The organism is Pseudomonas marginalis (assembly GCF_900105325.1).
Taxonomy (GTDB): Bacteria; Pseudomonadota; Gammaproteobacteria; order Pseudomonadales; family Pseudomonadaceae; genus Aquipseudomonas; species Aquipseudomonas marginalis.
The window spans coordinates 470,156-483,236 of the sequence record NZ_FNSU01000004.1; the positions used below are offsets into that span (position 1 = coordinate 470,156).

Sequence of the window (13,081 nt, forward strand, 5' to 3'; positions counted from 1 at the left end):
GCGAAGCTCGTCAACGATAACGCGGGTATCCTGATTAAAAGCGGCGCCCTTGAGTTTTTCGCGAGCAAGCTCGCTCCTACAGTTATCGAAGCCAGCCCTCAGCGGCTGGTTTTTTTCTTTGGCACGATCTTGCGCAGCATCTGGCGTGCCTTGCCGGTCAGGCGCTTCAATTTCGATTCTTTCTCAGGCTCTGCCAGGCCTTGCTGGCGAAGCCAATCCTTCCAGCGAATGCGCTCGTCGCGCACCAGCCAACCTTCCTGCTGGGCGAAGCTTTCCGCCAGGTATAGACCGCGGGTGCTGGCGGGGTAGAGCTGGTCTTTCTTGACGGTGTAGAGCTCGGCGAGCGGTTGGCCGTCTTTCAGTGGCATCAGGTACAGGTCCGGGCGCTGGCGGTCCAGGCGTGCCACCAGTTGGTCGCCTTCAAGCCGCTCATCTACATGGAACAGGCTCAGGGATTTGGCTTCCTTCGGCACTTCCAGGCGCAAGTCATAAATCAGTTGCAGCGACGCGGTCGGCACATGCACATAGGCCCGCGGGCGCTCGATCAGTTGGGTGGTTGCGCAACGTACCGGGCGTGCGGCCCCTGACAAAGGGCTCAAGCGAAACGGCAAGGCTTCACGGTAATGCAGCGCGGCGGAGTAGGGGGCAGGCAACCAGGTGTCGTTGAAGCGCCCGCCGAGCCAGCCTTCCGGGGTCTCCAACAGGCATTCCTCGGCAATCTCCTGGATGGCGGTGTGCAGCGGCAGGTTCAGTTCATGGGCGGGCACGTAGCCGGAGATCAGCTTGAGCACCACATCGCCACGGTCCTGGCGACGCTGGCGCACCAACACCCAGTAATCCTTGTTTTGCCAGTGCAGGGTCAGGCGCACCGATACGCCGAGGTTGGCCAGTTCCAGGGCGAAGCGTTCGGCATCCGGCACCTCTACCGGCTTGCGCCGTTGCAGGGTCTGGGCGAAGTTGAGCGGCATACCCACGCCCTGGTAGATCAGGCCTTCGGGGGTGGCTTCGACGTGCAGGGGCAGTGTCTTGAAGTTGCTGGGGTTTTTTCTTATGAGCGTTCGCGGCATGTCGGCTCCTTCTTGCGACGGGGTCGGCCGCGTCGGCGGCATCAGAGTTGACGAATGACCTTGGCAGCGGTCGCCACGTTATGGGCCAGGTGCAGCGGATTGATGGTCCCGACAATAGCACTGGCGACGCCCGTTTGCGCAAACAACAGCATGAAACTGGCGTGTATTGGATCCATTCCCGGTTCCAGGCAGACGTGGCCGCTGGCCAGCGCCTTTTTGACCAGGATGCCCTTGCCATGGGCCGCCGCATACTCAATGACGGCTTTTTCCGCCTGTTCGTTCAGATTGTAGGTGACCATCGCGCAATCACCTTGTTCCAGAGCCTTCACGCCACCTTCGACGGTTTTGCCGGAGAAACCGAAACCGCGAATCTTGCCCTCTTGTTTCAGCTGCGCGAGGGTCTGGTACACCTCACAGTCGTTGAGGATGTGCAGGTCGTTGCCATCGGAGTGCACCAGCACCAGATCGATAAAATCCGTTTCAAGTCGTTTCAAGCTGCGTTCGATCGACATCCGTGTATGGGCAGCGCTGAAATCATGGCGGGACAGGCCTTCTTCGAACTCTTCGCCGACCTTGCTGACAATCACCCAGTCCTGGCGCTGGCCGCGCAGCAGTGGCCCCAGGCGTTCTTCGCTACGCCCGTAGGCGGGTGCGGTATCGATCAGGTTGATGCCCAGCTGGCGGGCCTGGCGCAGCAACATCCGTGCTTCGTCGTCATCGGGAATGGTGAAGCCGCTGGGGTACTTCACACCCTGGTCGCGGCCCAGCTTGACGGTGCCGAGGCCGAGCGGCGACACCAGCAGGCCGGTGCTGCCCAAGGGGCGGTGCAGGTCGTGCAGGGTCGGCAGGCTCATGGCAACAGTTGCTCCCAGGCTGGTACGCCGATGGCGGGTTTTGGCAGGTCGGGCAAAGGCTCCGATGCGCTTGGGCGGATGCCGTCGCGTTCGAGGCTGTTGATCACGCGATCGGCGAAATCCGGCGCCAGCGCCAGCTTGGTCGGCCAGCCCACCAGCAGGCGGCCCTCTTCGGCGACGAAGGCGTTGTCAGGCCGGCTCAGGCCCGATTGCAGGGGTTCTGCGCGATCGACCCGTAGCGTGGCCCAGTGGGTCTGGCTCATATCGATCCAGGGCAGCAGGTGCGCCAACTCTTTCCGGGCGGTGGCGATCTGTTCTTCGGGTGTGCGTGCCACGCCGTCGGCCTCGGCAATGTCGCCGCCCATGTACCACACCCAATTGCCATCGGCAGCCGGGTGCGTGGTGACAGTGATGCGCGGTTTGGTACCGCCGCCCAGGCAGTGGGCGTACAGCGGCTTCAGGCCTGGGCCCTTGGCGATGATCATATGCAGCGGGCGTTTCTGCATGGCCGGCTGGCTCAGGCCCAGGGCGGCGAGCAGTTCGGCGGTACCGCCACCGGCGCTCAGGACGATGCGCTGGGCGCGGATTTCGCGGCCATCGACGTTCAAGCCCACCAAGGTGTCGCCTTCGTAAAGGGGGGCGATATGCTGTCCGGCGAGCAAGCCGTCACCGGCCAGTTGCGCCAGGCGTTCGATCACGCTGGGTACGTCCACCACCAGTTCGGCCAGGCGATAGACCTTGCCCTTGAAGCCACGGTCTTGCAGGGCTGGCGGCAGGTCGTCGCCCTTGACCTGATCGACACGGCCGCGCACGGCCTTGCTGGCAAAAAAGCTGGTGAGGTTGCCGGCGATCGTGCCTGGGGACCACAGGTAATGGGCTTGCGAGAGCACGCGCACGCCGGACAGGTCCAGCTCGCCGTCACCGGCCAGGGCTTCACGCCAGCGGCGCGGCATATCGGCAATCGCTTCGGAGGCGCCGGTGAGGGCGCCGTGCAGGGCGTATTTGGCACCGCCGTGGATAATCCCCTGGGATTTCACGCTTTGCCCGCCACCTAACGTGGCGCTTTCCACCAGTACCGTGGAAAACCCCTGGCGGCGCAGGCGCGCATTCAGCCAGAGGCCGGCAACTCCGGCGCCGACAATCAGCACGTCGGTGGAAATAACGGATGGCATGGGCGACCTCAGTGTTCAAGACAAGAGGCGCAGTATACAGGCTGTTGAGCAGCGGTCAGTGCCCTGCGGTTTTCGAGAACAACTGGATGACCACCACGCCCAGCACAATCAGGCCCATCCCCAACATTGCCGGGAGGTCCAGCTTCTGCCCATAGATAAACAGCGCGGCAATGCTCACCATCACGATGCCCATCCCGGCCCATACCGCATAGGCCACGCCGACGGGCACGGTACGCACCACCAGGGTCAGCATCCAGAACGCCACGCCGTAGCCGACGATCACCAGCAACAGCGGGATGGGAGTACTCCAGCCCTTGATGGCTTTCATGGAAACGGTAGCGATCACTTCCGAGCAGATGGCAATAGCCAGGTAGCAGTAGGCGGCGTTCATGGGTGAGTCCTCGGTGTAAAGCAATCTGATAAGGCCGGCATTCTAGAGTTTTATCAGATGGGGTAAAGTCATTACCTATCCGAAATTCAGATGGGTTGTGGGATGAGCATGCAATGGAACCTGGAACAGATGCGTTTGTTTGTCAGCGTCGCCGAGCAGCGTTCGTTTTCAGCGGTGGCGCGCGGGCAGCGCAAGGCGCAATCGGCAGTCAGCAACGCGATTGCGATGCTGGAGACCGACCTTGGCGTGAGCCTGTTCGAGCGTAGCAGCGGCCGCCAGCCCAGCCTCACCGAAGCCGGCAGTGTGTTGCTGGAGGAGGCCCGCGAAGTGCTGCGCCAATGTGAGCGCCTCAATGGCCGGGCACTGTCACTGACCCGCGGTGAAGAAGCCTGCCTGCGCCTGGCCCAGGATGAAGCGATGTTGTTCCAGCCGGTACTCGACAGCCTTGAGGCATTGGCGGGGCGATACCCGTTGCTGGAAGTACAACTGTCCAGCGCCGCCCAGGGCGATGTGGCGCGCAAGTTGGTGGAGCGCCAGGCCGACCTGGGCCTGCTGTTCTATCACGACCAGATCCCCGAAGCCTTGGAGCGGCGGGTGGTAGGCAGCGTGGAGATGGTCACGGTGTGCGGCGTGAACCACCCGTTGGCCAAGGAGCCCTACGTGACGTGCCAGCACCTGGCCCAGTTTCGCCAGTTGTTGATGTCGACCCAGACCAGTGTCTACCCCGGCAGCGAAGCGGCCAGCCCGTTGGTGTGGCGTGCCGACAGTTTCTACGTACTGGCCGAATGGCTGATGAGCGGCCTGGGCTGGGCGTGGCTGCCACGGCATATCGTGCAATACCCGACCTATCAGCAGCAGATGGTGGAATTGGACAGCGAATGGACGCCACCGGCCCTGGTGGTGGAGCTGGTCTGGCGGCGCGACGAGCACCTGGGCCCCGCCGCGCGCTTTCTCGCCAAACGTTTTGCCGAGTGCTTGCAGGCGATCGACTGAAAAAGCCGATAAACTCCGCCGCCATGAATAGAACTCTCTACAGCTGTCTGTTTTACCTGGCGCTGCCGTTGGTGGCCTTACGTCTCTGGTTGCGTGCACGCAAGGCGCCGGCCTATGCCCGGCGCGTCGGCGAGCGGTTTTCCTATGGCTTGCCGGCGATGCAGCCGGGCGGGATCTGGGTGCATGCGGTATCGGTGGGCGAAAGCATTGCCGCGGCGCCGATGATCCGCGGCTTGTTGGCGCGTTATCCACAGCTGCCGGTCACCGTCACCTGCATGACACCCACCGGTTCCGAGCGCATCCAGGCGTTGTTCGCCAACGAGCCGCGCATCCAGCATTGCTACCTGCCTTACGATTTGCCCTGTGCAGCCAAGCGTTTTCTCGATCGTGTACAGCCCCGGCTGGCGGTGATCATGGAGACCGAGTTGTGGCCCAACCATATCCACGCCTGCGCCCGGCGCGGTATTCCGGTGGCCTTGGCCAATGCGCGGCTGTCGGCGCGTTCGGCCAAGGGCTATGCGCGTTTTGCCAGGCTGACGGCGCCGATGCTATCGGAAATGAGCCTGTTCGCGGTACAGACCGAGACTGAGGCCCAGCGTTTCCTGAGCCTGGGCGCACGCCCGGAAACCGTCGAAGTCACCGGCTCGATCAAGTTCGACCTGACCATCGACCCCGAGCTGCCGCTGCGTGCCGCCGTCCTGCGCGAGCAATGGGGCGCCGCTGAGCGCCCGGTGTGGATCGCTGCCAGTACCCACGAAGGCGAAGATGACGTGGTGCTGGCGGCCCACCGGCAACTGCTCGAGAGCTATCCCAACGCGCTGCTGATCCTGGTGCCGCGTCATCAGGAGCGCTTCGGCCCGATGTTCGAGTTGTGCGCGCAACAAGGGTTTGCCACGGTGCGTCGCTCCAGCGGCGAGCCGGTGACCGCGCAAACCTCGGTACTGCTCGGCGATACCATGGGCGAGCTGTTGTTTCTCTATGCCCTGGCCGACAGCGCCTTTGTCGGTGGCAGCCTGGTCGCGACCGGCGGGCACAACCCGCTGGAACCGGCGGCGCTGGCCAAGCCGGTGATCATGGGCCCCCATGTGTTCAACTTCCTCGAAATCACCGCGATGATGCGCGAAGCGGGGGCGTTGCGAGAGGTGGAGGACGCAGAAGGGCTGGCCGAGGCCGTACGCCAGCTGTTCGAACTGCCGCAGGATGCACGCCGCATGGCGCAGGCGGGGCTCAAGGTGATGCAGGCTAATCAGGGGGCGCTTAAGCGCTTGCTGGATGGTTTGGATAGACTGATAGCTCACTGACTTAACACCGTTACCAATGTGGGAGGGTGTAGAACCCTCCCACATTGGTTTTGTGGTGTGCTCAGTAGCCCGGGCGGGCCTTGAGCTGCTCGGCGGCGGCCTTGGCCAGGTCCGGCGGCAGGAAGTCGCGATCCGGGTTGTAGTCGGCCTTGAGGTAGCGCGTCAGGTCCTGCAGGTCCCCTGGGTTCAAGGTGCCCGCCGCCTGTTTCAAGCGCAGGTTGTCGAGGATGTAGTCGTAGCGGCTGTTGTTGTAGTTGCGCACCGACGCGTAGAGCTGGCGCTGTGAGTCCAGCACGTCGACGATATTGCGCGTACCCACCTGGTAACCGATTTCCGTGGCTTCCACTGCGCTCTGGTTGGAGATGATCGACTGGCGGCGCGCCTGGACCTGTTCCACATCGGTGTTTACCGCGCGGTGCAGGTTGCGCGTGTTTTCCACCACCTGGCGACGCAGGCCTTCGCGTTGCTGCTCGGTCTGGCCCAGGCGCGAATACGACTCCCGCACCTGCGAGCTGGTCAGGCCGCCGCTGTAGATCGGGATGTTCAGGCGCAGGCCGATGGTGCGCTGCTCCACATCGCCACGGTACGGCGTGCCGAAGGCATTCGGGTTGCTGAAGCCAAGGGCGTCGTTGTCACCTTTTTCATACTGTGCGACGGCGTCCAGGGTCGGCGCGTGGCCGGCCTTGCGCTGCTTGAGGGTTTCTTCGGCGGCCGTGACGGCGTAGTTGCTGGCCAGCAGGTTCAGGTTCTGGCGACCGGCGGTCTCGACCCAGGCCTTGGCGTCGTTGGGCAGCGGTGGCAACACCGGCAGCGTGTGGACAATGCCCTGGATCGAGTTGTACTGGCGGTTGGTCAGGGTAATCAGCGCTTCAAAGGCATCGTCCACCTGGCGCTGGGCCAGGATCCGGTTGGCCCGTGCAGTGTCATAGCTGGCCTGGGATTGCAGCACATCGGTCTTGTCCGACAGGCCCACGTCGAAGCGCTCGTTGGATTGATCCAGCTGGCGCTTGAAGGCATTTTCCTCGGCTTTGGTCGAGGCCAGGTTGTCCTGGGCGCGCAGCACGGCGAAGTAGCTCTCGGCGCTTTGCAGGATCAGGTTCTGTTCGGTGGCCGAGAGTTGCAGCGCCGCCTGTTCGTTGGTGGCTTCGGCGGCTTGCAGTTGGAACCAGCGATCGGCGCGGAACAGCGGCTGGCTCAGGGTCGCGCGCCAGGAGTGGGCGTCGCGGTTGGCCGTGGCGGCGGGTGTGTCGATCTGGGTGCGCACGTTATTGATGTCGGCACCGCCCGACAGGTTCGGCAGCAACCCCGCGCGGGCCTGGGGCACGACTTCTTTCTGCGCGCCGTATTGGGCGCGGGCGGCAGCGAGGTCGGCGTTGTTATCCACCGCTTCCTGATAGACGCTGACCAGGTCAGTTTTGGCGGACAAGGGCGCTTCAGCTGCCCAGACCATTCCGTTGGTCGCACAAGACACGGCGAGAGCCAGTGAGAGTTTGCGCAGCATGAGGCGATCCCTAGTGTGAATATTACGGCGATAATTTAACGCCCAAGGCTAAGACGGGCCATTCCTGGCGTCAAGCATTGTGGCGGCAATCGAGTGTAGTGGCGCTGACTCGGCGCAACAATCCCGCAATCACGCCATTCATCACGCTGAATGCACCGCTATTGGCAATTTGCCCACGGCATGGTCTAGACTGGCCGAGTTCTTGTCGGGGTGCCTTGTTGGAAGGCTGAGATCGGTAAATACCGGATCCCGTTGAACCTGATCAGGTTAACGCCTGCGTAGGGAACAAGATTTCTCGTCCCCCGGCGAGTCCTCTTGTGCTTCGTCCGGGATGTTGTTCGACCTTCGAACAACCCTCGTGCACCAAGCACAGCACTGGTTTCAGTGCATCCGTCCGTCACAGGTTCGCTCCGACAAAAAATCCACCGCCTGGATAGTTGGAGAGCCCGTGATGAGCACAGAAATAAAAAGTACAAAACTGAAAAACACCGTGCATTTGAGTGAATCGGCCAAGGTCGACTCCGGCTCCGTGCAGCCGTTTACCCGCTCGCAAAAAATCTACGTGCAGGGCACTCGCCCGGACATTCGCGTACCCATGCGCGAAGTCAGCCTGGACGTGACCCCCACCGACTTCGGCGGCGAAATCAATGCGCCCGTGGTGGTCTACGACACCTCCGGCCCGTACACCGACCCGAATGTGATCATCGATGTGCGCAAAGGCCTGGGCGATGTGCGCTCGCCGTGGATCGAAGCGCGTGGCGACACCGAGCGCCTGTCGGGCTTGAGTTCGCACTTTGGCCAACAGCGCCTGAGCGACGCGGAGCTGACTGCGCTGCGTTTCGCCCATGTGAAAAACCCGCGCCGCGCCAAGGCCGGGGCCAACGTCACGCAGATGCACTACGCGCGCAAAGGCATCATTACTGCGGAGATGGAATACGTCGCCATCCGCGAAAACATGAAGCTGGAAGAGGCCCGTGCCAGTGGCCTGCTCGACCAGCAACACGCCGGCCACAGCTTCGGCGCCAGCGTGCCGAAAATCATCACCCCTGAATTCGTGCGTGAAGAAATCGCCCGTGGCCGCGCAATCATCCCGGCCAACATCAACCACACCGAACTGGAACCGATGATCATCGGCCGTAACTTCCTGGTGAAGATCAACGGCAACATCGGCAACAGCGCCCTGGGTTCGTCCATCGAAGAAGAAGTGGCGAAACTCACCTGGGGCATTCGCTGGGGCTCGGACACCGTGATGGACCTGTCCACCGGCAAGCACATCCACGAAACCCGTGAGTGGATCATCCGCAACTCGCCGGTGCCGATCGGTACCGTGCCGATCTACCAGGCCCTGGAAAAAGTCGGCGGCGCGGCCGAAGACCTGACCTGGGAGCTGTTCCGCGACACCCTGATCGAACAGGCCGAGCAGGGCGTCGATTACTTCACCATCCATGCGGGCGTGCTGCTGCGCTACGTGCCGCTGACCGCCAAGCGCGTCACCGGCATCGTGTCCCGTGGCGGTTCGATCATGGCCAAGTGGTGCCTGGCGCACCACAAAGAGAACTTCACCTACACGCATTTCGACGAAATCTGCGAAATCATGAAGGCCTATGACGTCAGCTTCTCCCTCGGCGACGGCCTGCGCCCAGGCTCGATTGCCGACGCCAACGACGCCGCGCAGTTCGGCGAACTGGAAACCCTTGGCGAGCTGACCAAGATCGCCTGGAAGCACGACGTGCAAACCATGATCGAAGGCCCCGGCCACGTGCCGATGCAGTTGATCAAGGAGAACATGGACAAGCAGCTCGAATGCTGCGACGAAGCGCCGTTCTACACCCTCGGCCCACTGACCACTGACATCGCGCCGGGCTATGACCACATCACCTCCGGCATCGGTGCGGCGATGATCGGCTGGTTCGGTTGCGCCATGCTCTGCTACGTCACGCCCAAGGAACACCTGGGCCTGCCGAACAAGGATGACGTGAAGACCGGGATCATCACCTACAAGATCGCCGCCCATGCGGCGGACTTGGCCAAGGGGCATCCGGGCGCGCAGATCCGCGATAACGCCTTGAGCAAGGCACGCTTCGAGTTCCGCTGGGAAGACCAGTTCAACCTCGGCCTGGACCCGGACACCGCGCGTTCGTACCACGACGAAACCCTGCCGAAGGACTCGGCCAAGGTCGCGCACTTCTGCTCCATGTGCGGGCCGAAGTTCTGCTCGATGAAAATCACCCAGGAAGTGCGCGAGTACGCGGCCAACCAGCGCATTGACGCGGTGGATGTGGACGTGGCCAAGGGCTTGGCGGAGCAGGCGGAGCGGTTCAAGCAGGAAGGCAGTCAGTTGTACAAGAAAGTTTAAGCGGCAAGCGGCAAGCGGCAAGCGGCAAGCGGCAAGCGGCAAGCTACAAGTTAAAAGCTGAATCTGCTTTTTCTTGCGGCTTGCGGCTCGTAACCATGTTCTCTTGAGACTTCTGATTTGAACACTTATTCCCCTGACGTCGCGGTCACCTCAGACAAGCGCGTCTTCGGCGCCCGCGACCTGTTCTCCCTGTGGTTCTCCCTCGGCATCGGCCTGATGGTCCTGCAGACCGGTGCCTTGCTCGCGCCGGGCCTGGGCTTGTCCGGTTCCTTGCTGGCGATTTTCCTCGGCACCCTGGTCGGCGTGCTGTTGCTGGCTGCCGTCGGTGTGATCGGCAGCGACACCGGGCTGTCCGCCATGGCCACCCTCAAGCTCAGCCTCGGGGCCAAAGGTGCGAGCCTGCCGGCGTTGCTGAACCTGTTGCAACTGATTGGCTGGGGCTCGTTCGAGATCATTGTGATGCGCGATGCCGCCAGCCTGTTGGGCGCACGCACGTTCAGCGACGGCAGCCTGTTGGCCAGCCCGTTGCTGTGGACACTGTTCTTCGGTGGTTTGGCGACCTTGCTGGCGGTCAGCGGGCCATTGACGTTCGTACGCCAGATCCTGCGCAAATGGGGGATCTGGCTGCTGCTGGCGGCCTGCCTGTGGCTGACCTGGAACCTGTTCGCCAAGGCTGACCTCGGCGCACTCCGGGCTCGGGCCGGTGACGGTTCGATGCCCTTTGCCGTCGGCTTTGATATCGCCATCGCCATGCCGCTGTCGTGGTTGCCGCTGATTGCCGATTACTCACGCTTCGGCAAGCGCGCCAAGAGTGTGTTTGGCGGCACGGCGCTGGGCTTCTTTATCGGCAATTTCTGGCTGATGAGCCTGGGCGTGGCCTACACCCTGGCGTTTGCGCCCAGTGGTGAAGTGAATGCGCTGTTGCTGGCGCTGGCCGGGGCTGGCCTGGGGATTCCGCTGTTGCTGATCCTGTTGGACGAGTCGGAAAACGCCTTTGCCGATATTCACTCGGCGGCGGTGTCCAGTGGGATGCTGTTGCGCGTGAAGGTCGAGCACCTGGCCCTGGCCATTGGTGTGATCTGCACCCTGATCGCCTGTTTTGCCCCGTTGGCGCAATACCAGAACTTCCTGTTGCTGATCGGCTCAGTGTTTGCGCCGTTGTTCGGCGTGGTGCTGGTGGATCATTTCATCCTGCGCCGTCGTGCTCATGGCACGTTCGCCAGCCTGCGTTGGCCGGCACTGGTGGCCTGGCTGGGTGGCATCGGCACGTATCATCTGTTGGCCAACCTGTACCCGGACATCGGGGCAACCCTGCCGGCGCTGGTGCTGGCAGGGTTGTTGCAGTTCATCCTGGGACGGGCCTTCAGCGGCGCGCGGGCACCAGCTCAGGCTTGAGGATGCCTTCCAGGCGCGAGTAGGGGATCTGCAACTCGACATGGCCCAGGGCGTACGGCGCGATGGTGCTGGTGGGGTACTTGAGGATCACGCCCCCGTAGGTCAGCGCCACGTTCGGGGTTTTCTGGAACGGGTAGGTTTTCACGAACTCCGGTTCCAGGCTCAGGCGGGTGCTGATCAGCCAGCTGTTGTGGGCCACCTGGGCGGCTTTCCAGAACGCGTCTTCCTTGCCTGGCAGCAGCATATCGCTCAGCCACAGGGCCTTTTGCTGCTGACGCGAATAGTTGATGAACGCGCGGCCAGGCTCGCCGTGGGTGGCGCCCTGGTCCAGGTAGCTGGACAGCTCGATGATTACCAAACCGTCATGCTGCTCCCGTACCTTGGCCTGCAAGTACATGCTGTTGCGTGGGGCGGCGGTGCCGAGGAATTGCTCGCGATAGGACTCCAGGCTCGACGGCAGCGGGTCGCCCGCGTTGGTACGGGTCATTTCCAGCAGGCGTTGTTCGATCAAGGCATCCAGCTTGGGTTCCTTGGCAAAGTGCACGGTGTCGATATTCACCAGCGGGCAATCGCTGGCGGCGCAGCCCGGCTTGCTCTGCTCGCTGGCGTCGCGGGTGGCTTCCAGCGGTGTGCGATAGCTGGGTTGGAACAGGCTTTGGCAGGCGCCGAGGGTCAGGGCGATGCAGGCCACGGAGGCGATTTTTAAAAGCGACATGGATGTCCTTCGTCTATCGATAAGAGCGAAATTGTGCAGCTTCGACTACCAGCAAGGCAGTCAGTTCGCCACTAAGCTGATTGAGCGTGAGTTTGACCTCCTCCGTCTGGCCCGGCAACCGCAAAGGGGCTGCACCAAGGGGCACGAGCGCGTTAGGATGGCGCGAATTGCACCGGACATGATGAGGAAGGGTATGACAGACATTGCGAAATCGACGCCGAGCACGATCGAGATTGTTCAGCGCGACAATGCCTACAAGGGCTTCTACCAGCTCGATCGCGTGCAATTGCGCCACGAAAAATTCGCTGGCGGCATGAGCCGAGTGATCAATCGCGAAGTCTTCGTCCGTCACGACGCCGTGTGTGTTCTGCCCTACGATCCGCAGCGTGATGAAGTGGTGCTCAACGAGCAGTTTCGCGTGGGTGCCATGGGCCGTACCGACAATCCATGGTTGATCGAGATGGTCGCCGGCCTGATCGACAGGGATGAGCAGCCGGAGGAGGTTGCACACCGCGAGGCCGAGGAGGAAGCTGGGCTGACGTTCTCCGCACTGTGGCCGATCACCAAGTATTTCCCGTCGCCCGGTGGCAGTACCGAATTTGTCCACTTGTACCTGGGTCGCTGCGACAGCTCGGGGGCCGGTGGTGTCCATGGACTGGAAGAAGAGGCAGAAGACATCCGCGTCACGGTCTGGGCTTTTGAAGACGCCCTGCAAGCCGTGCGCGACGGCAGGATTTCCAACGCAGCCAGCATTATCGCCCTGCAATGGCTTGCGCTTAATCGCGCGGAAGTGAGGGGGTTATGGCAGTAAAGGCACGGGAACGTTATCGAGTCGACCTGATCGGGCTGCAAGCCGCCTGCGAGGCCAACTATGCGCGGCTGATGCGCCTGTTGCCCGACATGCGCCACACCCCGGAGGCGCGCCGCATCGGCGTGACCCATGGCGACCAGATGCTGGGCGTGCTGGCCCTGGAAGTCATCGTCAATTGCCCGTACACCACCACCCTGCGGGTGCGCCAGGAACACAGCCTGCCGTGGCTGCCGGTGCCGCAGCTGGAAGTGCAGGTGTACCACGATGCGCGGATGGCCGAAGTGATCAGCGCCGAACATGCGCGGCGCTTTCGCAGCATTTATCCTTACCCGAATGTGTTCATGCACCAGCCCGATGAGAAAGCACAGCTCAATGTGTTCCTCGGTGAATGGTTGAGCCACTGCCTGGCCCTGGGCCACGAGTTCGAAGTCGTGCGGTAGATGTGAACTGCGTCTGCTTCCTGGGTTTCCTCTTTGCGTCCTGCCCCAGCATAATCGCTCCAACTCTATATTCCTGTGATTGCCT

Annotated in this window: 12 protein-coding genes and 1 riboswitch; of the genes, 6 read left to right on the forward strand and 6 right to left on the reverse strand. The window is 62.4% G+C overall.

Translation table 11 applies throughout. The features are described from left to right. Nucleotides 1–98: 98 nt before the first annotated feature. Genes BLW22_RS32695 through BLW22_RS32710 form a run of 4 tightly spaced genes read right to left on the reverse strand, consistent with a single transcriptional unit; the run spans nucleotide 99 to nucleotide 3,484 of the window. Complete coding sequence (locus BLW22_RS32695) at nucleotides 99–1,067, reverse strand: metal ABC transporter ATPase (RefSeq protein ID WP_074848564.1); 969 nt, start codon at nucleotides 1,065–1,067, stop codon at nucleotides 99–101. Between the two features lie 41 nt (nucleotides 1,068–1,108). After that, nucleotides 1,109–1,921 (reverse strand): aldo/keto reductase, encoded by an 813-nt coding sequence (locus BLW22_RS32700; protein ID WP_065946617.1) that lies wholly within the window; start codon nucleotides 1,919–1,921, stop codon nucleotides 1,109–1,111. Next, the gene (locus BLW22_RS32705) at nucleotides 1,918–3,093 is read right to left on the reverse strand and encodes an NAD(P)/FAD-dependent oxidoreductase (protein WP_074848566.1); all 1,176 of its coding nucleotides are present in this window, start codon (nucleotides 3,091–3,093) and stop codon (nucleotides 1,918–1,920) included. Before BLW22_RS32705 ends, BLW22_RS32700 begins: the two co-directional genes overlap by 4 nt. Nucleotides 3,094–3,148: 55 nt before the next feature. After that, complete coding sequence (locus BLW22_RS32710; RefSeq protein ID WP_074848568.1) at nucleotides 3,149–3,484, reverse strand: DMT family transporter; 336 nt, start codon at nucleotides 3,482–3,484, stop codon at nucleotides 3,149–3,151. A 102-nt stretch (nucleotides 3,485–3,586) separates the two neighbouring features. Between BLW22_RS32710 and BLW22_RS32715 the strand changes: the two genes are divergently transcribed. Beyond that, nucleotides 3,587–4,477 carry a LysR family transcriptional regulator gene (locus tag BLW22_RS32715; RefSeq protein WP_065925646.1) on the forward strand — a complete coding sequence of 297 codons (891 nt, stop codon included), beginning with the start codon at nucleotides 3,587–3,589 and terminating at the stop codon, nucleotides 4,475–4,477. A 23-nt stretch (nucleotides 4,478–4,500) separates the two neighbouring features. Beyond that, nucleotides 4,501–5,778, forward strand: coding sequence for a lipid IV(A) 3-deoxy-D-manno-octulosonic acid transferase (gene waaA, locus BLW22_RS32720; RefSeq protein ID WP_065925645.1), 1,278 nt, complete (start codon nucleotides 4,501–4,503; stop codon nucleotides 5,776–5,778). A 61-nt stretch (nucleotides 5,779–5,839) separates the two neighbouring features. On the opposite strand, the gene BLW22_RS32725 is transcribed toward waaA, so the two are convergent. Then, entirely contained in the window at nucleotides 5,840–7,279 is a 1,440-nt protein-coding gene (locus BLW22_RS32725; RefSeq protein ID WP_027604924.1) for a TolC family outer membrane protein, read from the reverse strand. 196 nt (nucleotides 7,280–7,475) lie between these two features. Continuing rightward, nucleotides 7,476–7,581, forward strand: a riboswitch (TPP riboswitch). A gap of 149 nt (nucleotides 7,582–7,730) precedes the next feature. On the opposite strand from BLW22_RS32725, the gene thiC reads away from it, so the two are divergent. Beyond that, nucleotides 7,731–9,635, forward strand: a complete 1,905-nt coding sequence (gene thiC / locus BLW22_RS32730) for a phosphomethylpyrimidine synthase ThiC (protein WP_065925644.1) — start codon at nucleotides 7,731–7,733, stop codon at nucleotides 9,633–9,635. A gap of 117 nt (nucleotides 9,636–9,752) precedes the next feature. Further along, the gene (gene cytX, locus BLW22_RS32735) at nucleotides 9,753–11,030 is read left to right on the forward strand and encodes a putative hydroxymethylpyrimidine transporter CytX (protein ID WP_074848570.1); all 1,278 of its coding nucleotides are present in this window, start codon (nucleotides 9,753–9,755) and stop codon (nucleotides 11,028–11,030) included. On the opposite strand, the gene BLW22_RS32740 is transcribed toward cytX, so the two are convergent. Then, nucleotides 10,999–11,745 carry an RsiV family protein gene (locus BLW22_RS32740; protein ID WP_027604921.1) on the reverse strand — a complete coding sequence of 249 codons (747 nt, stop codon included), beginning with the start codon at nucleotides 11,743–11,745 and terminating at the stop codon, nucleotides 10,999–11,001. The genes cytX and BLW22_RS32740 overlap by 32 nt on opposite strands. Before the next feature lie 193 nt (nucleotides 11,746–11,938). Here BLW22_RS32740 and BLW22_RS32745 point away from each other — a divergent pair, with 193 nt between their 5' ends. Together BLW22_RS32745 and BLW22_RS32750 are read left to right on the forward strand one after the other, a co-directional pair. Continuing rightward, entirely contained in the window at nucleotides 11,939–12,556 is a 618-nt protein-coding gene (locus BLW22_RS32745) for an NUDIX domain-containing protein (RefSeq protein WP_027604920.1), read from the forward strand. Then, nucleotides 12,547–12,996 (forward strand): DUF1249 domain-containing protein, encoded by a 450-nt coding sequence (locus tag BLW22_RS32750; RefSeq protein ID WP_017526444.1) that lies wholly within the window; start codon nucleotides 12,547–12,549, stop codon nucleotides 12,994–12,996. The genes BLW22_RS32745 and BLW22_RS32750 overlap by 10 nt, the downstream gene beginning before the upstream one ends. The last annotated feature ends 85 nt before the right edge of the window (nucleotides 12,997–13,081 follow it).

Coding starts and splice junctions, on each gene's coding strand:
- BLW22_RS32695 (WP_074848564.1), bottom strand. CDS start 1,067: ATGCCGCGAACGCTCATAAGAAAAAACCCCAGCAACTTCAAGACACTG.
- BLW22_RS32700 (WP_065946617.1), bottom strand. CDS start 1,921: ATGAGCCTGCCGACCCTGCACGACCTGCACCGCCCCTTGGGCAGCACC.
- BLW22_RS32705 (WP_074848566.1), bottom strand. CDS start 3,093: ATGCCATCCGTTATTTCCACCGACGTGCTGATTGTCGGCGCCGGAGTT.
- BLW22_RS32710 (WP_074848568.1), bottom strand. CDS start 3,484: ATGAACGCCGCCTACTGCTACCTGGCTATTGCCATCTGCTCGGAAGTG.
- BLW22_RS32715 (WP_065925646.1), top strand. CDS start 3,587: ATGAGCATGCAATGGAACCTGGAACAGATGCGTTTGTTTGTCAGCGTC.
- waaA (WP_065925645.1), top strand. CDS start 4,501: ATGAATAGAACTCTCTACAGCTGTCTGTTTTACCTGGCGCTGCCGTTG.
- BLW22_RS32725 (WP_027604924.1), bottom strand. CDS start 7,279: ATGCTGCGCAAACTCTCACTGGCTCTCGCCGTGTCTTGTGCGACCAAC.
- thiC (WP_065925644.1), top strand. CDS start 7,731: ATGAGCACAGAAATAAAAAGTACAAAACTGAAAAACACCGTGCATTTG.
- BLW22_RS32740 (WP_027604921.1), bottom strand. CDS start 11,745: ATGTCGCTTTTAAAAATCGCCTCCGTGGCCTGCATCGCCCTGACCCTC.
- BLW22_RS32745 (WP_027604920.1), top strand. CDS start 11,939: ATGACAGACATTGCGAAATCGACGCCGAGCACGATCGAGATTGTTCAG.
- BLW22_RS32750 (WP_017526444.1), top strand. CDS start 12,547: ATGGCAGTAAAGGCACGGGAACGTTATCGAGTCGACCTGATCGGGCTG.